Origin of the sequence: Caballeronia jiangsuensis (assembly GCF_046030135.1) — a bacterium.
Taxonomy (GTDB): Bacteria; Pseudomonadota; Gammaproteobacteria; order Burkholderiales; family Burkholderiaceae; genus Caballeronia; species Caballeronia jiangsuensis.
The window spans coordinates 45298-64657 of sequence record NZ_JAQQDB010000038.1; the positions used below are offsets into that span (position 1 = coordinate 45298).

Genomic DNA, 19360 nt, shown 5'->3' on the forward strand with positions numbered 1-19360 from the left:
ATAATACCCGCACAATCGAACCTCTTGTGGCCGCATTGGGCGACGATGGCGGCAATTGCGCTCGGACTGTTCATTGCGCTCATCATCTACTCCGGACCGCCACAAGACAATCACCGCCTGGGGGCGCCGCGCACAGAGGTTGCACGCGGGGACACCTCCTTCGCCACGCCCGTGCCTCCGGACAGTGTTGCGATGCGCCTCACCCAGTCCGCGCCAATCGTCGTGATCCCGCTGCTGTTGTGGCTGCTCTTTCTGCGATCGCGGCCGAAGCAGGAGGCTGCGCTCGAGCGGCGGCCGGAATCCGGCGGCGAACGCATCGAACTGAACACCTCCGGAGAAAAGCTGCGCCTGTTCGACAGCGAGGATCTCGTCAGGCGCGCCGGTGCGAGCGCGCAGGCAAAGCAGGACGCGACGCAACTGTCCAGTCGTCTGCGGCACGCGCTGCAGGGCATGCGAACCTACCGCGTCACGCGCAGCAACACGCCGGACGTGTGTGCGAGCGTGCGCGCGACGGCAAAAGCCGGTGGCTTTCCACGTCTCCTTTTCGGTAATCGGGCACGTTTGCCCGATTACCCCGTCCTGGTAGAAACGCGCTCGGGCCGCGATCACCTCCCGGAAATCGCCATGGCGATCGGAGAGCGCCTGACGAAAGAAGGCGTCCCCTACTCGCTCTATCGTTTCGACACGGACCCGCTCCTGCTGCGCACCGATTCGAAGGTCCCGATGCCGGTGTCACTGGCCGATCTGGCTTCCCGTTACGACAAGGACGTGCTGATCCTGCTGGCCGACGTCGACTGCCTGCTCGATCCGATGTCCGGCCTGCCCCGCACCTGGGTCTACGAGCTGGAAGACTGGCGCCGGGTGGTGGTGATGACGCCCCTCTCGCCGCGCCGCTGGTCCTGGCGCGAACGCCGCGTCGCGATGGCGGGTATACGCGTTCTGCATGCGTCTCCCGCGGGCGTGATCGCGCTCGGCGAAATGCTGCGCGCGAATGTCGCAGGCGTGAATCCGCTGTTGTTGCGTCCTCCCGCGCGCCTCGGCATATTGTCGAGGGACGGTGGTCGCGCGCCCTGCTGGCATTCCGACAACGCGCCCGCCGGCGACGATCGCGATGCCGTCATGCAGGCCATTCAGATGGATCTGTCGCCGCGCTTGTTCGAACTCCTGTGCGTTCTCGCACTCTTTCCCGAACTGCGTCCGGACCTGACCTTGCACGTCGCGGCGACCTTGCGCGGCGCAGACGGCCGTTCCGCCTTCGACGAAGCGGATTACGCGACACTGTGCGCGTTGCCGTGGTTTCGCGTCGGGCGCATTCCGCAATGGCTGCGCTGCGACCTGGTGGGCACGCTGTCCCCTGTCGAACTCGACCGGGCCCGCGAGATGTACAACCACTGGCTCAAGCCCGCGTCGAAACGGCCGTCGGGAGACGGCAAAACCGTGGAGATCGTCCGGCCGGGAAAGACGCAAATCGTCAGCGCACGGCGCGACGGCATATTTCTGCATTTCCTCAAGGGCGACGACCTGACCGACATCGAACTCGTGCTAAAGCGGGAGTTGCTGGATTCGCTCAAGCCGGAGGCGTATCGCGAGGAACTGCAGCGCAAACGCGCGAGGAACATCGCGCTCGCGACGTCGGCGTTGCTCTGGCTAGGCGTGGCATGGTTCGACCAGTTGACCGGCGGAATCGGATTCAGGAACTGGCGCGTGCTTTGGAACGCGATGTCGGTGATCCTCCTGCTCGGAATCATCGGTGGCATCGGGCATTCGCTCAGAAGGCCCTCGCCGGGTCGTTTCGGCATTGCACCCCCGGTCGCGCTCATCTTCGCCACGCTCGCCATGCTCGGCATTTGGGTAGGTCAAATGCCGAATTCGCCGCTGCTCGTCTTGGTCGCCCTGTGCGGACTGATGCTCCCGTGCCTGGCGATGGCGCTGGCGCCGTCACTCTCCGACGATCTGATGCCCCTCTCCGCCGAGATTTCGTGGGATCGAGGCGTCACCATGCCCGCCTTTCTGCTGATCGGGTTGGGGCTCGGCGGGGCCGTCTGGGTCATCGGCTACCGTCAGTTTCCGTATGTCGATCCGTACGTGCAGCCGTTTCTCGCTTTATATGGCTTCGGAATCGCCCTCTTGCAGGGTCCGGCCTGCGACGTGAGCACTCGAACGATGCTGCTGCATACGGTGCCCGGCGCGCTCATGGGCTACGCGCCCGCAATACTGGTCACCATGATCCCCGACGCGGGCTTCGGCACGGCGTCTTCGGTAGCCCTGCTGTTCGGCGCGATCGGCGCACATGCTGGAAGCGTCTACGGCATATCCAGCGTGAGGCAGGCGGACATTCGTCCCGCGCTCGGTGTATGCGCGGCCGCGGCGGCTCTGGGCTCGGCGCTCATTGTTGCGGCGCGCCTCGTGTCGCCGTCGGGAAGCTGGACCGATCTCGGCTACTTCGCCATTCTGCCGCTGTCGATCGTGTTGCCGGTGCTGACGCTGTGCATGCCTTTCGCGATGCAGCGCCCCGGTCGGTTGCCCTCTTTCCATACGCTGGTCGCCGTCATAGGCGCGGCGCTCGGTGCGCTTACCTCGCTCGTCCTTGTGAAGCTGGTCGGGCCGCTCGCGATTCGCACCGGCCTCGTCGAGGCGCACACCATGCACCTCGCGGTCCTGCCGCTCGCGCTGCTGGTTGCCTTCGTCAATGTCCCGTTTGCGCGCGCATCCATGCTGATCGGATCGACTAGTTGGCGAGCCGTCGTGGAAGGACTGCGAATGTTCGATTCCACGCGATACAGCCGTCTACAGGGCTATCTCGTAATCGCCTTGTGGATCGTGTGCCTGCGCTTCGACTTCGGCGCCGCCGGCGTGCTCCAGCTGAAATGGCTGGCGCTGCCGATCGCCGTCTACCTCGCCAGCCAGGAACGGCGCGGCACCATTACTGTGCTGATCGTCGGCGTCGCCCCGCTCTTCTTCACGACGAGTTCGCCGCTGTTACGCGCGGACCCCGCTCTCGCCGGCTGCTGCATCGCGGCGTACCTGTTCGTCGCCCGGCCCTGGTGCCGCAACATGGTGATCGGTCTTCCGCACTGCCGTTTTTCGCATCTGCTGCTGTGGTTATTGATGTTCGGCGTGAGTATCGTCGTCAAAGACAAGTCACACGCTCCGTCGGTCAGTTTCACGATGCCGACGCTAATCTTCTGGACGGCCGTGGCGCTCGGCCTGACGCAGGTTCGCCGCACAGTTGTGGTGTCGGCTCTGGTGGCTGCGCCAGTCGTCGCCTTGATCGTTGCGCTCCTGCGCGAAGGCATGTTGCCGATGGACTGGTTTCGGCCGGTCGTGTGGTTCAACACGTTGACCGGCGGCGCCGCCGCACGGGCGCAGATTGATTTCTCACCGCCGGCATGGCTCGATTTTCTGCAGACCTCGCTCGGATCGGTGTCGCCGTTGACTACGTTGCTGGCCTACGCGATCTCTCGACGTCTTTGCAACGCCTATATCCCCGGCAGAAGCAAGGAGGCTTCCCCCTTGTTCACGATGCTCGGCCTTCTAATGTTTCTCGCCCTGTCGACGAACGGAACCGATCTCTTCGTCGATCTGACGATCGCGTCCAATACGTCGATGGGCTATCACGGCTTCCTGCTCATCATGATCTCGGCCGTCCTTATGCTGGGCCGCATCGCAACGTCCGCCCGTGTTCTCACGTGCGCGACCGCCTCGTTGTGCTGGTTCCTCTACATGGTCGGCGCAGGGATTCGGTCGCCGGCAGCGGTGATCACGTCGATCATCGGCAGCGCGAGTTGCTTGTTCGTGGCGTACGCCTTTCGGCACTGGCTGATGCACGAGGGCGCCGACTTCGGCAATGCCCTCGCGCAGGCTGCGGAGCGCGAAACGCATCGACTCGCCGAGCGCGCGCGAAACCGGGAAAGCGTCCTCGGTCCGAAGGGCGCTGCGCCATCGCGCATGCATGGCTGACGTTGGCGGCGAGGCATCCCCTGCATATGCTCAATGAACCGTCGCCCCACCAGGCGCATCGGCGAATGAGCCAACCCGAGCGTAACCTCACCGGTCTACCGGCTCGACGCTCCAATGAGACGGTCCTCGAGCGAATCCAAAGCTCTCAGGGACGCGTGCACTTCGTACCGATACGGCGCGACTCATCAAGACAAAAGGGCCGAAGGATGGAGGTTCGACGAAATAGTTTGAGTCCTCTTGCCAAGAGTAGCAGCGACCCGATTGCGATTTAAGTTTAAGCCAGCGATCTTCTCGGTCGGTTTGGGACGCTACGACGTTGTAAAGCCCGGCATGCGTACTCCCCGTACAAATCGCTCCACCACGTCGCCTTGCAGGATCCATCCGCCAAGCGGTGGTACACCATCACCTCCAGTACGTCTTCGGCGAAGGGTTGCTCAATAATGCCAAGCAAGTCTTCGCAGAAAAAATGCGTCGAGCACGTTGGAAAAAGTCACCACTCCCTGTCGGAAAAGGAGTTCTCTGGATGCATGAATAACGCTGCAGCGTCGAAAGCTGATGTGCTGCTGATTTTGAATTTCAGTCAGTTCCCGCCCGTCTGTGTGGCCTGGAGTCCCTCAAGTGCCTGAAGCTGGGCCCCGACTGCGGTCAGGCGGGTGTTAAGCTGAATGAGCATCTTATCGGAGTTAAGAAGCGCGTCGATCGCCTTGTCATCTGCCCCCTTCGGCGCATTGCTCCTGACTGTGGTTGTTCGTAGGTCTATCGCCGAAGAAAGGTCTTGCTCAGTTCGCTTCAGCACCGCGTACTTTGAATTGATGCTGCTACCCGTCCCCTCTCTGAGCGCCGTCTGGAGGCCAAGCATGAATGAGCAGTCGTCGTGATACTCCATGACGTCGAGCAACGCAGTTTGCATGGGGTAATCGCTCAACGTCGTAGAGGAATTGCCCGACAATTTAGTCCTGATATCACTCGCTTTTGCGGTGCGAATTTCATCGATCTTTACGGCGATTGCCGGCGCGAGGAGCTTCTGATAGACCTCCTCGTTGATCAAAGAGCGTGTGGCGTTGGAGAAGAGACCCAGAGCGGAAAGGATGCTTTTTCCCATGGGCCCGCCGACCACCGCTGCCGTACCGGTGAAGACGTTAGTCAGGGTGCCAAGGGCGATATTCCAGGATGCCTCATTGCCAAAAATCGTCGCCTTGTGCGCTTCACAAGCCGCGCGTGACTTGGACATGAGATCTGTGACGATGAAGTTCCGCTGCACAAGGCAGGATTGCCTGTAGATTTCTTGCAACTCCTTTGCACCGGCACTTGAAGCAGCAACTGGCGCCGAAGCGGCCGTCGGCGTTGAAGAGCGGACCGGCCCGGAAGTTATCCCGGCGTCCAGAGGCGTGGCTTGCGCCGACGACGGATCACCGAAGCATTGCGGACTGAGATAGTTCATTTGGACTAGTGCGACAACCAAGCTATCGTACTCGCTGTCAATCGGCTCACCCTTGGTGACAAGGGGCGCGGGCCGGTAATCCTTGTACGCCCTATTTTGAACGGAGGCTGGACAGGCGCACAGTAGCGGTGGTACAGCGACGGCTAGAAGCAGCCAGCCGAGACGTCGATAGGGGCTCACACTGCCCGGCCGGGTGCTGACGCCTTCAAGAGAATCTTCTTTTTCTGTCGTCGTCATGTGAGCCACCTTTTTCTGATTCTTCATAAGCGACTACGGCGCACCGGTTAGTCAATCGTAGGTTTACGAATATAAAAATCAAGCATTCAATGGTCTTACGAACCGAGCGCTTGGCCTAAGCGCACCTAGACGCTTCTATTGCGTCGATATGGTTCTGCGCGGAATGTACTGCTTGGGCGGCTGCCCCAAACCTCTGCGAGCACGATCTCCACGCCCGTGGTACCGATGAACCGAAGCACCGCTTTGAGATAGGTGCCGATGAAGTCCATCGACGTGGATGGGCCGGGGATGTACGCTCCGGCATGGGCAAGAACCAGCACCGCCTTTTTGCCCCTCAGCAATCCGTCGGGGCCATTCGCGGTATAACGAAACGTCTTTCCTTCTCTCGCTGCTCCCGCAAGGGAACTCCATCGCCGCGGAGGATTCAGCCTTGAGCGAATATCTATAACTGCCATCGAATTCTGCCCAGTTCCGGCCAGTGCAGGTGGTGGTTTTGCGGCGGAAGTATATGACCTTTGGCGATGCCAATCTCATGGGCGCAAGTCGCGCATCGATAGATGCCAGCATTCGCCGCAGGGATGCCCGGCTCATACAGTTCGTCGTATGCTGTTCTTTCGTTCTTTTTCAAAGCAGTGGGGCTTGTATTGCCCCACCTTTGAGCCTCCAAACCGCAAACTTTCAGTTTAACTGATGGACGGCAGGGGGAAGCGTACGCGAGCTGCAAGCGTTGTCTCAGACTCGAGTGTGAACTCAGCTTTTTTATCCCAACGCGCATGGCTGCCGAGACGCGCCCAATTGTCATTTCGAAGAAATAGAACGCAGGAATTTCAACTCTCTCGCTGTTCTTCAAAAAATGCGTCGAGTCCGAATAACGCGCGCACCATCTTCAGCGAATCACGCCACGACTACCTGCGCAGACAACGATTCGAATGCATCGATGACGGCTAGTTCGAGCTTTTCGTCGTAGCGAAGTTCATCCCACTGGCTGTCTCGCCGGCCTACGCGTTCCACTTCGCTCTCTCCGTCTCCATCACTTCGTTCTCACTCGTCCCGATCCCTTCTTGTTCAATTTCACGCGTCGTATTGCTTGATCTCGATTGCCCGATGAGTTTATGTACGTGAACGCATCCACCGTCGAAGGTTCTCCGTCCCTGAACAAGATGTCAAGTTGTTGCGCCCCGGTTCTGCGGCGATCTCTTGCTTCCAGAAGTTCAGGACCGTGATCGCCGCGCTTGCGAATCGCATAGAACGCGCCTGCGCGAGACCATGGATGCCAATGTCGGCTTGCGCGCGAGGGCACGACGCTGAACATCGTCATGAGGGTGGATACACTCACCGCGAAGGAAGTCGCCACGAGCGGCGCCGCGCTTACGATTCTCTCCGAACTGGCGGTGCGCGAAGAGCAGAAGAACGGACGGCTGTCGGCGGCGCGCATCGGACGTCCGGCAATCAAGCGGACGATCGCGCTCGGGCTTCACGTGGAAGCGGCCGCTGTCGCAGGCCGCGCGCTTTGTCGGTGCGCGGGTGCGGGAAGTGGCGACTACGCTGCTGGCGGGTGACACACGCCCTTCGTCAGCCCGGGGGAAGAAGCTCTGCTTCCTGCGTGCAGTCCTTGTACATCTGAGCGGACGGTTCGAACGTATCGGGCTCACAGAGATCGTCGGGAGTCAACGGGTTCGGCGCATAGGCCTCCGTCAGCTTCCACAGCAGCGCGCCCATCGGCATTCGATAAATATCGCTGTGCGCCCCTCCGCCCGTACCCGGGCTGTTATACGTCGTCACGACTGCACTCGTATCGATGTAGAGCAGTTTGCCATCGCGACGCGGGAGCGTAACGGGACACGTGCCTTTATCGTCGGCAAAGCAGAGATCGAACGGAAGGTGTTTCGAATGGGAATCCGATGTCGCCGGCGCGTTGTATTCGACCGTCTTCATGCATTCGAATGTGCTCGCAGAAGCGTCGTCGCCGCACTTCTTTTTCCACGTCGAAGCTGCACCGGACGGGCTGTACCAGAACGGAAGACTCGTCGCGCCATCCCCGCTCGCAGCTGTCATCACAATCTGCGTCCACATCTTTTGGAAGTCGCGATATGGCGCGCCTTCCCAGCTTTTCTCCGGATCGAATCGGTTGATGCTCACGGCGCCTTGCAGGGCGACCACCAGATCGACACGCGGATCGGGGATGGGCTCCTTCGCGTCTTTGTCCTGAGCGAGAAGCGGACCGCTAAACAGTGCACGCATGGCCGCGCGCGCGCCAAAGCTATGTCCGATGAGCACCACTTTGGGTGCCATTGTCGAACTTACCTGCTTCAGCAATTGTGGAATCGTCCGATTGACGACGACGTTGAGCCACACAAGTCCAACTTCATCCGCATCATCCGCTTTGTTCGGATAGCTGAATACATTAGAGAAACTATTTGTCCACATCGACGGCCACGTCACGCCAACGACGAGAGGCCGAAAAAGCGCCTTACCCTCACCTTCTTCCTGCCGGGCTGCTTCGATCATGTTTCCGATGATGTCATTAAAGTTTCTAATGGCCTCGTCCTGAGAGGTATTCCATCCCATCACGATGATGACGACATGCGAGTAGCGCTCCTCTCTTAGATGCGATGCCATTCCGCACTCGAGCTTTTTCAAGGCGTCCAGCCCGTTTATGTAGACGTAGTTGCGAGGGGCCGCGCTCTGATACTGGTTCTTGAGAATCTCGACGTTTCCCGATCTAACCGCCGTTTCGGACTTCCTGGTGCGCGCGGTACAGACGCCCGGAACGCGCGTGACTTGTTCAGGTTGATAGAGCGGACAACGGCGCCACGCGATGCCATGGCGGTCCAACACCGTATCCTTGCTCAGCTTCTGAACCATCTTGAATTCCCACTTCGCATTGACATCAACCGGATCCTGAGCTTCGAAGGAATTGTAGAGAAAGCACTGATCGATCAGTGTGGTCGTGACGTCTTTCGCGGCCGGCCTGTCGTATTTGATGATGTGCGAAATGAACAGCGACTTGCGGTCCCGATTCTGGAATTCGTCTATCGTTTGTCGGGTGTTATGAGCCAGAAAGACGCCATCGCGTTCGCCTTCGAGATATTTTGCGTTCGAAACCACGAGTTTCTTGCCCGCGCCATTGATATCATTTCGCGGGCTCTTCTCCAGCGCGAGAACATAACCGGGATAATGCAATGCTTCGCCTTTCGGATAGTAGAGAACGGTATGAAACTGCAGCGAGTTCTCCGAGTCTATCGAGAACGCCTTCTCCTGTTGATGCAGCGCCGTAGGAAGGTTGCTGCATGCGGCCAGTTCGATAGTTGCGAGTATGCACAGGACAGAAGCGCGCATGGTTTTGACATCCTCCGAAGATTAATCATTGTCCCGGGCAGCGCGTCCGCGCCGTTATTTGAAGCTGGCCATTCAGCAGTACTAAAACGAGTCGGGCAGATCGAATCTCAATACAGCCGCATCAAGCCATTAAGACCCGTTAATTAACCGCTGCAATACCCCAATACCTATGATGAATAGGATACCTCATCCAAAGTCACTTCGAGTTCAATCGGTAGAAACACGATGTGATTCATTTTATATAGATATCCTATTGTTTCAAGGAAAGAGAATCTGATCTTTGCGGAGACGATCATGGTGCACGAAAGCAGACGAGCGTTCATGAAAATTGCAGCGAGCAGCACGATTGCAGCCGCGAGTCAGACGCGAGCGACGTCCTCATGCGCTGCGCCTTTCACCCCCGATCCAAGAATGAAGGACTTGGGCTTTCGCGCGTATAACTTCAACCACGGCGCCTATGAACACGCCGTCTACGTGAAAGGCACGGGTCATGTCGTCATCGTGATGCACGAACTGCCGGGATTCGACAAGAGCACGGTGAATTTCCTCGACAGACTAGTCGAGCACGGTTTCTGTGTGCACGCGCCGCTGCTCTTCGGCCCAATGTTATCGAGTGATTCGGTCGGCAACTACATTGGCTTGTGCATCAGCAGAGAATTCGCATATCTTAAATCGAACCGCTCTGCACCCGTTTGTGACTGGCTCCGCGCGCTCGCTCGCTGCCTCAGCGAGCAGAACGATAACGCACGCATTGGCGTAATCGGAATGTGTCTCACTGGCGCATTTGTCATTCCGATGGTGATCGAACCGGGAACGCACGCCGGCGTGATCTCGCAGCCGGCGATTCCTATCTCGTTTCGGTACGTGCTGAGCAAGGCAACACAGGGTGAAGGTCCGTGGATGCAGGAGATGAATATCTCCGATGAGGATATCGAAACCGCAGCGCGGCGATGCGCGCGCGATGGCGTGCCGATCCTTGTGCAACGCTTTACCAATGATCTCATAAGCACGCACGAGCGTGTCGAGCGTATAAGAAAGATATTCGGCAGCACGGCCACCCTATATGAGTACGACGATCCTGGGTCGGACGATTTTCCGCACGCTGTTCTCACCACCGAGTTCGACGACGCCTGCGAGTACGATGTGGTGGATCATGAACGCCCGAACCCCACGCGGATTGCACTACAGAGAGTCGTCGCCTTTTTGCACGAGAACCTCGACGCGCGATCAAGCTGACCCGCCTCAAACGGGCACGAAATCGCGCCTATCTTTCTTATAGCGATGTCGGCCCAGCGTTCCCTCGTCTTTGAGGCGCTTGATTTCCTTCTTGATGGTAAGCAGCCGCTCGTGATATCGAGGCTCACCCAGCTTTACCAATTCCGATGCGGGATCGGCCGCTTTCAACGCGTTGAAAATTTCGGCGTCGTGTGCGCGTCCTTGATGACGAATGTCCGCGACAAGCAAGCACACGATGTCATCCGCGCCATCGAGTTTGTAATGCGACGCGTAACCGGACATGGCCTTCTTGAAGTTATCGATCCCTACGTCGATCTGTAGCGCACGATGCGCTGCATCGTTCTGCACCCAATGAATAAAGCGTGCCGCCTGGATAATTTCCGTATCCTCTATTTCGGCTAACGAAGGATTCAGATAGTCGATAATCCCCGCTGTTGAGTGATCATTTTCAAGCTCGGTCGACGAATTGCCGCGCACGCGATGAATGCGTGTACCCACGATCTCCAGGTCAGGAAAATATTCTTTCGCGAGAACGGGAAGTTCCTTCAGCAAGCGGCGCAGATAAATCACGAAATCGCCATTGGGAACGTGCGCGGCGAACTGCAGGAACGAAAATGTGAAATGCGCGCGATCATAGGTATTCAGCGTGTGGAATAGCGCGCCTTCGGCCATCGCAGTAGGATGAATAAAGTCTGCCCAGAATTTGTATTTTTCACGATACTCGGCTCGGTCGTATCGCTGACCGGCGTTGCCGCTCACGTTCATCAGGCCCTTGCCTCCCGCATAAGGCACGCGCTTGCCGATAAAGAATCGGTTGCCGTCGATGGACCCATAGTACTTCGCGCCCTCTTCCAGTGAAAAACTCACAACCTTCATCGCTGTGCTCCTCTTTATCGCGTCACTAGAATCTGCTCGCGTTCTTCAGGCATCGAGAACGACGTGACCCGGAGATTTAATCTCCAATTGCTCCGTCAGGGCCAGTATCGATTGATCGACCACCTTGTACTCTCCGCGGAACGCTTTCTGAGCGATGTCTTCCACATGCGCAAGTGCATCATCCAGCGTTGCGCCAGCGAGGCCCAGCGACGTGAGTGCAGCGCGTGTCAAAACGCCGATCGCGCCGTCGAGATTGCCGATTTCATGGCCGCATCGGATCAGGGCCGCCTGCAATTGCGCCTCTTTCTGAGCGCTTCCGAACTGATCGACGCGTACGCCGATTGCGAGGATCGCGGACGCTGCCCCGGCTGCATAGGGACTTTTGAAGTTGCTGCCTGCCCGGTTGCGATAATAATCAATGACAACCTGATGGCTTCCTCTGCATTCGAAGTGCCACGCTTCGTCGAGACTCGAGTTCGGCTGCGAGATGATCGGCACGACGTTATGCTTCTTCGCCAACACCCAAAAGTCGTCCAGACTCATCTTGAGCGCCGGCAGCGAGAGATCCATTGCGCGGCCCCCTTCGTGAAAGCTGCCACCGGGTGGCGGACTGAATGCTCGCTTCTTCTTGTTGACATAGTCGAGATGCGCCTGCATCTGCATGTCGTATGTGCGAAAGAGATCAGAGAGAACGAGCCGTCCTGTAAGCGCGGATAAGTCCGCGGCAATACCAGCCATTGCTGTTGTCATGTCAGGCGTTCCCTTGGGAATTCTTGTAGATGGAAGGGATATCGACATCGAGTAGCGGAGTCTTCATTGAACCTCCAACTGCATGAGTGACTTGAGCACACTTCCACGCTCTATTTCCTGACGGATTCGTTTCCCATTTCTTTCATGCGATGACAGTCAAAAGCATAGGCGACGGAAAGTCGAACGTCATCTAGTGTTTTACGCGTGCATTAAAGGCATCCGAACGAATCGACCGTAGTAACAACTTACTCGATTGTCGCTGCCCATGAAACTAACGAGTCGAAGCGAGAATGGGTGTACACCGATCATGTTGATGGAGCCGTAGCGGAGTTCTTCCGCGCGCTGGGCGCGGCGCCGGTTTAGGCGGAGACGGACCGAGGGCGGGAGCGCACGCGGCCTTCACTGTTTCCTCGATAAAGATCTCGGCTTGTGCCAGATTGCACCGGTTGTGAATCACCTGAATATTAGTGTACTCGGACGTAACGCGAATCTTAGCGGGCGGGGATTCTCGCAACTTATCGACGTATTCCTTAATATCGGCCGCCGTGTTGACGGTGTTCTGCGAGAGGACGAGCCTATTCGCGAATGTCTGACACTTGGCGATCGACTCCTGCACGCGCTCTTCCACGAGCATGAGCCGCGCAGCGGCCAGCAACCCGCTGTCATCCAGGCTCTTTTCCGCACGCGGCTCCGCAGCCACGATGCGCGATAACCTGTCGGCGGGTTTCGAAATCATCGACGCACATCCGGTCAGAAGAACGGGCGCAAGAACGATGAAGATCGTTTCTACAGGCTCCATGATCGCCCCCCTCCCTGTTTATCGCCACACTCAAATTAGGTGATGACCGCATGGCGAGTCCGTCCTGCGGCCTTTTAAGCATTTGACGATTCGGTTTCATGGTCTACGCTTGGCTTAGCGGTTCGCATCGAGTTTCAGGCAGAAACGCTGACTTCCGCGGAGTGGACAATCCGCCGCTCACCGCGATCAACGACGAAAAATCAGGCCATCGACATGAACAACCGGGAAGCAACGTTGTCGCGAGCGAGTTTGCCTCGCTTCTTTCGATTGCTCATCGCTTTAACGGCGTGGTCATTCGGCGCGCTTGCAAATCAAGTTCTGGCGGAGCCTGTCACGACATATCGGGGAATCTGCAATGCGTCGGCGGGTATCGATTTGGGATCGGGCTACTTCGTCGTCGCCGATGACGACATCAATTCGCTCGTCGTTTATAGCTATGGCGATCCCGCGTACAAGGGCGAAGTCAATCTCGGCAAGTACCTTGCCGGCGATGATGGCAAACAGAAAGAGTCCGATCTCGAAGGCGCCGCGAGGATTGGCAATCGGATCTATTGGATCGCATCACACGCCGCCAACGATCAGAACGAGCCTCGGCCTGCGCGGCAACGCCTGTTCGCAACGAGCATCGATACATCGGGCAATGTGCCGAAGCCCCTGCCGATCGATGCGAAACCATACACTGGATTGCTGAATGCGCTCAAAGCGGATGATCGCTTCAAAGTACTGGCGGACGCTACCTATCACGCCGCCGAAACGCGAGATGGCTTGAATATCGAAGGACTCGCTGCTACCGACAATGGCGGATTGTTCATCGGTTTCAGAGGCCCGCTAACCGACAAGAACGAAGCGCTCATTCTCGAACTCGAGAACCCAATGGCGACTGTCGAGAAAGGCGCCACGCCCGCATTCGGCGAGCTAATTCGCCTCGATCTCGGCGGCCGCGGCGTGCGCAGTATCGAGCGCATCGGCAACGAATATCTCATCGTCGCGGGTCCGTACGGAAAGAGCACGTCCGATTCACCACGATTTGCGATTTACAAGTGGAACGGTTCCCGCAAGGCGCGGCCCGTGCACTTGAAAGATATCGAGCCGCCCGACTTTCATGCGGAAGGCATCTTCGAGATCGCCGGCAAGGGGCAACTCTATCTTCTGAGTGATGACGGCGATGACCACTTCGTGTGTAAAGAGGGCAAAGATAGCAAGAAGTTCACGAATGATGCGCGAAAGACTTTCCGAGGCATGGCCATCGATCGTTAATCGGTTTGCTGACCATATCCTGCGCGAATCACGCCGTCTTCAAAATCGACACAGCAGATTTTCCGTCAACGCGCGATCGCGCGCGCCGCCGCCGTACTGCCCGAAGTACTGCACGCCGACGTCAGGTGGCGCGTGATGGCGCCATCGACGGCCAATTCGACGACCGCTGCATAGCGCGCGAACGACACGCGGGAAACCGGCTTTGTATCACCCATCGCGTTCCGCCAACCGGCCATCGCGCGCGCGGTCAGCACGCCGTGCGCACCCGGATAAGGGTGTCCTTGATTTCCTTGCATTTTTGCGGGTTAGGGAGTTCTAGCGCTGACGGGGCTTTGCCTTCTCCCCCAAATTCATATCACCGAAGGTCAGCGACTTGCTGTCTGTCTAGAAGGAATGCGCGGCAGGCGTAGGAGCGTCGCAAGCCCGGATCGGAGTGGGAAAGCGAGTCTGCTCGCGATCCCCGGGGAAAATGAATGTTCCGCACAGATTGATGCCCCAAAAAAGGCGCGTCCGTGCGATTTCTTGCGCTGTTGCGCTTCCAGCGCTGCAACTCCCGCACGATCGCCCGCAGCGCGACGTTGATTGGCAGCGGGTCGTCGGTGGCTTCAGCAATCATCTAGTCAGGAGGGTCTGTCCGCGTAAGCCGCATGTGCTGTCTTTACGCGCTGGCACGGACGCTTCGGGTGCTTTTCGGGAAGCAGAGTCACCGTCGTGCAAAGCTGACAGACGCGGGTACCTCTTCGGCGCACTGGGGGCGACCGCACAACTCCCTGTCATCTTTTGGCGGTTGGTTTGGCGCCTGATTTAGTCGTGCGTCGGCCGCATCATCGGGCTTGCGATCATCGAAGTCCGATTTCTGATCGTCCGTAATCGCTTGACTACGAGGACGGTCAAGTAGTCGAAGACGCTGCACGCTCGCTGAATTCGGCCCACCTCGCTTCATAGATCTTCAGAACAGCTTCCGGAGAGGTGTTGAAATCGCACGCGATGGATTTGACGATTTCTTCAACGATCGTCTGTACCATAGCGTCTCCCGGCGAACGGGGATTGCTCTCGGGATTCGAACAACTTGCTGCGCTCAAAGCGCAGTTGAACCAAGGCGCGAACGGCAAAAAGGTTGCTTCACGCTTAACGTCCCGTCAGTGGACGTCGTGCGGGAAATCAAGCAGCCACCGAAGCCTCCGCGAACGTCTTCTGGCGCAGCCGCGCGCGCAGTTACCACGCTGCAACGACATTTCCCGAGCGGCGTTGCTTGGACTTAGCGAGCGCAACGTTCGTAACGGCGTGAAGCTCTGGTGCCGCGGCCAACGCTATTGGACCTGTCTCGTCGAAGGCTATGCGCGCGTGGATCTGACCGGCGCAATGACTGGCGTTGTCACCGCTGTCGAAGCAGAGTACGGCACAAGTCGCAAGATGGCTCGGCTCGCGCGCAGGCGTGAGCAGATTCCGAGAGATCTTCCTGGTCAACCGCGTTGACCTTCAAAACACTTTTCAATTGCAGAGTGCGACTGCATTAGCCATAAAAGTAATTTGTCTCTGGACCATTAGTTTTACTAAGGTCTTGTCAAACTTGGCTTTCTGACACGCCGGCGGCGCCTCGCTTGCGGCTCGCCTCACAACCTGCGCAGCGTCGGTGCTGGCTGCAACGTGACGTAGGGTACGGCACGCCGGACGATGACTATCGCGAGGCTCATATCGAAGATCTCCACGCCGTGACTATCAGGGCCGGATGCACTTAAACATCTGCCGACGCGCAAGAGTCAAAGAATGGAGGCCCGGCCTCGTTGCTGGCGGGATCCGCCGGCGTGGGCGATTAGCAGCCTGCAATACTTTGACGAATCCTTTCCGGCGGGAAGACATACCACTCACCGTCGTCGTGCCGGAAGAAGAAAATGCCAATCGGACCATCTCGCCGAACCAGTTCGATATGAACATAGCGATTCCCCGTTTCGCGCCCGCGGGTGAATTGCGTGACGCGGACTGGTGATACAGGTGATGGCGCGAGCCATTTCTCGACGACCCACCGCAGTGACATTTCAGGCGTGTTCATTTGGCTCCTCCGTTGCACTCCCGTAAGCATAAGATCCATGTTGTCAGCGAAGGGCAGGAGGCCCGGCCTCCTGCCCTGCGACTAGTCGAATGCAGATTCGACATGGTTTCTATTGAAGAAAAACAATCTCGGAGGACATGCACGCATTGACTCTCTGTTTCAATAACCCACTGTTCTTCAGCAGGGCCAGAAAGTCGTAGTTACAGCCAGGATCTCCGTCGTCTGGATTGATCCTTACAAAGTATCCTGACCAAAGCTCGCTCATATTCAGCAGGTTCCACCCGATATCCTGATCATAATCGTGAGACGCAAAAACGGCCACGATGGGCTGACCGGTTTGGTTTACCACCCGTACACGCTTATCCTCCATGCCGTAAGCATGTGTCGAAGCAATCGCGACACCGAGCGCGCAAGCTGCCATAAGCTTCCTAGAAAACGTGACGCAAAACATACGAGCATTCATTTCTCATCTCCGGTTAATATCGACAACCGCGCTGTCGATGAACTCATTCTGGTCATCGCGAGGCGACGTCGAAATCCCGCAGGTGTCGTAGCGCAAGCACGATCTTTGTCGGAACGCCGATGCGACATTTGTCGGATACACCGGCTCGCATCCATGCGATACGCTTCAAGCGAGTGAACGTTCGTCTAACAGCGGACCTGGCAGGTGCCATGAACAATCAGGACCTTTTGAAAGTGCTGCTTCTCGAAGATGAAGGCGTGCAGCGCGCGGGCATCAGAGCGTTAATCCAGATGGCGGCGCCGCGCGCGCAGATTCACGAGGCATCGTCGTACGAAAGCGCAATTTCCGCGATCCAGAATGTGTCGTTCGACATTGCCTTTCTGGACTACGACCTTCGCGGCGCAGCGAACGGTCTCGACGTGCTGCGGAAAATGCGCGAGCTCGATATCGACACGCGCGCGATCATGCTTTCCTCGTATCGCGACCGCGAGCTAGTTCTCGCCTGCATCGACGCGGGCGCCGCGGGCTATATCACCAAGGAGATGGACGCCACTAACCTGTTCGAGCGTGCCCTGGAAACGGTTTTCATGGGCGGCGTCTTCCTGCCCGCTTCGGCGCTCGGGAAAGGCGGCCATTCGCCCGCATCGAATGTGAACGTGCAGGGCGGCGACGTCGATTCGCTCGGCATTCGCGGGCGGCGGCTCGAAGTCCTCTATTACCTGTGCCAAGGTCTGCCGAACAAGACCATCGCGCGAAGAATGGGCGTATCCGAGGAGACGATCAGGAAGGACTATAACCCGGCGCTTTTCCGCGTGTTCGGCGTGGCGCGGCGCACGGAACTCATTCTGGAGGTGTCCCGGCGGAACATCGTTGTTCCAGCGCCTCGGGCGCCGGACGGGCCACAAGCAGAGCATTGAGAGCTCGCACGATATCCGCGGGCAAAAAGGGCTTGGGCAGTATGCCAACGGCCCGCGCGTCCGCGATGCCAAGCGTCGACGGATCGTCCGCCAGAAAGAGCACCGGCACTTCGTCCTCGAGGTACGCACGCGCACCCGCGAGAATATCAGCGGCGTTGACCGTGCTGTCGAACGCGTGATCCGCGATGATGACGTCCGGCGTCATTTCAAGTTTGCGCAGCAGGTCGATGAAATCGGCGAACGAGTCCGCTTCGTCGACAATGAGGCCAAAAGATCGCAAGCACTCGACGATCGACTCGCGGATCAGGGCGCGCTCCTCTAGAACGAGGGCATAGCGTCCCGCGAGCTCGGCGACGGAAACGTCCGCGCCGAAGGCGGTCGCAGCCCAGCGCGCGCCGCCATCACCGGCGATGGGAAGCTGCACGGAAAACCGGCTTCCGCTTCCCCTTCTCGATCGGAACTCCAGTCGATGCTCACGCAGCCTGCCGATCATCGCGTTCACAAGTGACAAGCCGATGCCCGCGCCGCGACTCATGTCGCGCGACGGATTGCCGAGCTGGAAGAACGGCTTGAAGATATCGTCCCAGTGCGCCTCATCGACGCCGATGCCATTATCGACCACATCGACTCGTGCAAGTCTCTCCAGCCCGATCACGCCAACGATCACCGTTGCGCGCGGTGCCCGACGCACATCCGAGTACTTAATGCCGTTCGAGATCAGGTTGAGAAGGATCCGTCGAAGGAAGGAAGAGTCGCTTCGAACGAGAAGGCGGCCGCGCCGGCTCGCCTTGTAGTGAATCGCGACGCCGCATGCCGCTGCCGTGCCGCTCATCGACGCGATCACGTCCTCGAGCAACGCGTCGAGGTCGATGTTCTCGTAATCCGGATTCGTCAGTCCCGATTCGATCCTGGAAAGATCGAGCACGTCATTGAACGACTTGTTCATGATCTCGCCGGCTTCCTGCAGCTTCGCGGCCCAGTCGCGCGCCAGCGCGAGATTGCCCTTGTCGATGGCAGCGTAAATCGGCTGGACCAGCGTGAGCATGGCTGTGGCCGGCTGACGGACATCGTGTATGGCGGCGGCGATGAAATACGACTTCTCCTTGTTACTCGTTTCGGCCAGCTTTCTGCGGTCCTCGACGCTTCTGACGAGCGCGTCGGTCCGGTTCTCCAGATCGCGTTTCGATTCGGCCAGCGCGGAGTTCAGCGATTTGAGCTCGGCATTGCTTTTCTCTTCCTGCATCCGCGCGATTTCAAGTTGCCGCTGTCTTCTGAAATCGGTGCGCGACGTTCGTTCGAGCTCGATCGCAACCACGCTGCCGATCCCGATGAATGAGATGAGATAGGCGGACGGAACCCAGAAGTAATAACCCGTCATTGATATGAGCATTCCCTCTTCGACGCTGATGTGAGGCTTGAAATAAAGCGTCAGGATACTTTCCGTGGCACCGATGGCAGCCACAACGATCGAAGGCCGCGCGCGCATCCGCGTCAGTCCGAACAGAAACATCAGAATCAGACTCAGCCCGACGAAGTAGTAGTTCATCGCATACGGCAGAGGCAGGACCCAAATCATCGCGAGATTGACCGCGTAGATAGCTAGGATGACGAGCGCAATGGACCACGTCGCGAACCACTCTCGCTCGAACAATCTAGAGCTGATGATGACGACACTGATCAGCAAAACGACGATGCCCGTTCCGCGCAACGCCAGCAGCGGCTTCAATACCGAATTGAAAGCCGGGTTGCTACGGGCAAAATAGAAATCCCACCCGGAGAACAAGATCCATGTCGCCAGTCCTAGCACGAGTGCGGCGCGCCTGTGAGGGTAGAAGCGTTTTCCATATTGGAGCAGATAAGCGTCTTCCGTGCCGCGAGCGAATCTTTCGGGCAGCGCGAAGATCTTCCACCAGGCAAAAGCGGCGCGCTCATCCATTTGACCGGCTCCGTCAGCGGCGACGTCGCATCGAACATCCATTACATTCGATGCAGCCTGGTCTCCAAGATAGACAACAAAGCTCGATTGCGGTAGGCG

The 19360-nt window shown here is 58.2% G+C and carries 16 protein-coding genes and 1 pseudogene; 7 read left to right on the forward strand and 10 right to left on the reverse strand.

The features are described from left to right. The first annotated feature begins 45 nt into the window (after window positions 1-45). A complete protein-coding gene (locus PQR08_RS30225) occupies window positions 46-3960 on the forward strand; it encodes a hypothetical protein (RefSeq protein ID WP_408163363.1) in 3915 nt (1304 codons plus the stop codon). Window positions 3961-4337: 377 nt separating this feature from the next. After that, a pseudogene (locus PQR08_RS30230) lies at window positions 4338-4538 on the forward strand (ABC transporter substrate-binding protein); the annotation flags it as partial. A 2-nt stretch (window positions 4539-4540) separates the two neighbouring features. Here the strand turns inward: PQR08_RS30230 and PQR08_RS30235 are convergent. Beyond that, entirely contained in the window at window positions 4541-5638 is a 1098-nt protein-coding gene (locus PQR08_RS30235) for a hypothetical protein (protein ID WP_250484798.1), read from the reverse strand. A gap of 125 nt (window positions 5639-5763) precedes the next feature. Continuing rightward, window positions 5764-6093 (reverse strand): NAD(P)H-dependent oxidoreductase, encoded by a 330-nt coding sequence (locus PQR08_RS30240; RefSeq protein ID WP_404978978.1) that lies wholly within the window; start codon window positions 6091-6093, stop codon window positions 5764-5766. A gap of 861 nt (window positions 6094-6954) precedes the next feature. Here PQR08_RS30240 and PQR08_RS30245 point away from each other — a divergent pair. Continuing rightward, window positions 6955-7197, forward strand: coding sequence for a type 2 periplasmic-binding domain-containing protein (locus PQR08_RS30245; RefSeq protein ID WP_250484799.1), 243 nt, complete (start codon window positions 6955-6957; stop codon window positions 7195-7197). A gap of 13 nt (window positions 7198-7210) precedes the next feature. Here PQR08_RS30245 and PQR08_RS30250 read toward each other — a convergent pair whose 3' ends face one another. After that, window positions 7211-8977, reverse strand: a complete 1767-nt coding sequence (locus tag PQR08_RS30250) for an alpha/beta hydrolase (protein WP_250484800.1) — start codon at window positions 8975-8977, stop codon at window positions 7211-7213. A gap of 294 nt (window positions 8978-9271) precedes the next feature. Here PQR08_RS30250 and PQR08_RS30255 point away from each other — a divergent pair, with 294 nt between their 5' ends. Then, complete coding sequence (locus tag PQR08_RS30255) at window positions 9272-10213, forward strand: dienelactone hydrolase family protein (protein WP_250484801.1); 942 nt, start codon at window positions 9272-9274, stop codon at window positions 10211-10213. A 6-nt stretch (window positions 10214-10219) separates the two neighbouring features. Here PQR08_RS30255 and PQR08_RS30260 read toward each other — a convergent pair whose 3' ends face one another. From PQR08_RS30260 to PQR08_RS30270, 3 genes are all read right to left on the reverse strand, one after another. Continuing rightward, complete coding sequence (locus PQR08_RS30260) at window positions 10220-11089, reverse strand: hypothetical protein (RefSeq protein WP_250484802.1); 870 nt, start codon at window positions 11087-11089, stop codon at window positions 10220-10222. Between the two features lie 45 nt (window positions 11090-11134). Continuing rightward, a complete protein-coding gene (locus PQR08_RS30265) occupies window positions 11135-11839 on the reverse strand; it encodes a M15 family metallopeptidase domain-containing protein (RefSeq protein WP_250484803.1) in 705 nt (234 codons plus the stop codon). Between the two features lie 271 nt (window positions 11840-12110). Beyond that, window positions 12111-12638, reverse strand: a complete 528-nt coding sequence (locus PQR08_RS30270; RefSeq protein ID WP_250484804.1) for a hypothetical protein — start codon at window positions 12636-12638, stop codon at window positions 12111-12113. 213 nt (window positions 12639-12851) lie between these two features. Between PQR08_RS30270 and PQR08_RS30275 the strand changes: the two genes are divergently transcribed. Continuing rightward, window positions 12852-13895: a DUF3616 domain-containing protein gene (locus PQR08_RS30275; RefSeq protein ID WP_250484805.1), complete on the forward strand. Its 1044-nt coding sequence runs from the start codon at window positions 12852-12854 to the stop codon at window positions 13893-13895. Between the two features lie 65 nt (window positions 13896-13960). Here the strand turns inward: PQR08_RS30275 and PQR08_RS30280 are convergent, their stop codons facing one another. Beyond that, complete coding sequence (locus PQR08_RS30280) at window positions 13961-14110, reverse strand: hypothetical protein (RefSeq protein WP_238217871.1); 150 nt, start codon at window positions 14108-14110, stop codon at window positions 13961-13963. Between the two features lie 757 nt (window positions 14111-14867). On the opposite strand from PQR08_RS30280, the gene PQR08_RS30285 reads away from it, so the two are divergent. Beyond that, window positions 14868-15371 carry a ProQ/FINO family protein gene (locus PQR08_RS30285; protein ID WP_250484806.1) on the forward strand — a complete coding sequence of 168 codons (504 nt, stop codon included), beginning with the start codon at window positions 14868-14870 and terminating at the stop codon, window positions 15369-15371. A 337-nt stretch (window positions 15372-15708) separates the two neighbouring features. Here PQR08_RS30285 and PQR08_RS30290 read toward each other — a convergent pair whose 3' ends face one another. Then, window positions 15709-15945: a hypothetical protein gene (locus PQR08_RS30290; RefSeq protein ID WP_250484807.1), complete on the reverse strand. Its 237-nt coding sequence runs from the start codon at window positions 15943-15945 to the stop codon at window positions 15709-15711. A gap of 109 nt (window positions 15946-16054) precedes the next feature. After that, entirely contained in the window at window positions 16055-16408 is a 354-nt protein-coding gene (locus PQR08_RS30295; RefSeq protein WP_250484808.1) for a hypothetical protein, read from the reverse strand. A 209-nt stretch (window positions 16409-16617) separates the two neighbouring features. Between PQR08_RS30295 and PQR08_RS30300 the strand changes: the two genes are divergently transcribed. Continuing rightward, window positions 16618-17325, forward strand: a complete 708-nt coding sequence (locus PQR08_RS30300; protein WP_250484809.1) for a response regulator transcription factor — start codon at window positions 16618-16620, stop codon at window positions 17323-17325. Here the strand turns inward: PQR08_RS30300 and PQR08_RS30305 are convergent. Continuing rightward, window positions 17249-19261 carry an ATP-binding response regulator gene (locus PQR08_RS30305; RefSeq protein WP_250484810.1) on the reverse strand — a complete coding sequence of 671 codons (2013 nt, stop codon included), beginning with the start codon at window positions 19259-19261 and terminating at the stop codon, window positions 17249-17251. The genes PQR08_RS30300 and PQR08_RS30305 overlap by 77 nt on opposite strands. Window positions 19262-19360 lie beyond the last annotated feature (99 nt).

Bases quoted from the DNA above. Each gene is read 5' to 3' on its own strand.
- PQR08_RS30260 (WP_250484802.1), bottom strand. From the start codon at position 11,089: ATGAAGGTTGTGAGTTTTTCACTGGAAGAGGGCGCGAAGTACTATGGG.
- PQR08_RS30290 (WP_250484807.1), bottom strand. From the start codon at position 15,945: ATGAACACGCCTGAAATGTCACTGCGGTGGGTCGTCGAGAAATGGCTC.
- PQR08_RS30250 (WP_250484800.1), bottom strand. From the start codon at position 8,977: ATGCGCGCTTCTGTCCTGTGCATACTCGCAACTATCGAACTGGCCGCA.
- PQR08_RS30255 (WP_250484801.1), top strand. From the start codon at position 9,272: ATGGTGCACGAAAGCAGACGAGCGTTCATGAAAATTGCAGCGAGCAGC.
- PQR08_RS30245 (WP_250484799.1), top strand. From the start codon at position 6,955: ATGAGGGTGGATACACTCACCGCGAAGGAAGTCGCCACGAGCGGCGCC.
- PQR08_RS30235 (WP_250484798.1), bottom strand. From the start codon at position 5,638: ATGACGACGACAGAAAAAGAAGATTCTCTTGAAGGCGTCAGCACCCGG.
- PQR08_RS30265 (WP_250484803.1), bottom strand. From the start codon at position 11,839: ATGACAACAGCAATGGCTGGTATTGCCGCGGACTTATCCGCGCTTACA.
- PQR08_RS30240 (WP_404978978.1), bottom strand. From the start codon at position 6,093: ATGGCAGTTATAGATATTCGCTCAAGGCTGAATCCTCCGCGGCGATGG.
- PQR08_RS30225 (WP_408163363.1), top strand. From the start codon at position 46: ATGGCGGCAATTGCGCTCGGACTGTTCATTGCGCTCATCATCTACTCC.
- PQR08_RS30305 (WP_250484810.1), bottom strand. From the start codon at position 19,261: ATGGATGAGCGCGCCGCTTTTGCCTGGTGGAAGATCTTCGCGCTGCCC.
- PQR08_RS30280 (WP_238217871.1), bottom strand. From the start codon at position 14,110: ATGGGTGATACAAAGCCGGTTTCCCGCGTGTCGTTCGCGCGCTATGCA.
- PQR08_RS30300 (WP_250484809.1), top strand. From the start codon at position 16,618: ATGAACAATCAGGACCTTTTGAAAGTGCTGCTTCTCGAAGATGAAGGC.
- PQR08_RS30295 (WP_250484808.1), bottom strand. From the start codon at position 16,408: ATGAATGCTCGTATGTTTTGCGTCACGTTTTCTAGGAAGCTTATGGCA.
- PQR08_RS30270 (WP_250484804.1), bottom strand. From the start codon at position 12,638: ATGGAGCCTGTAGAAACGATCTTCATCGTTCTTGCGCCCGTTCTTCTG.
- PQR08_RS30275 (WP_250484805.1), top strand. From the start codon at position 12,852: ATGAACAACCGGGAAGCAACGTTGTCGCGAGCGAGTTTGCCTCGCTTC.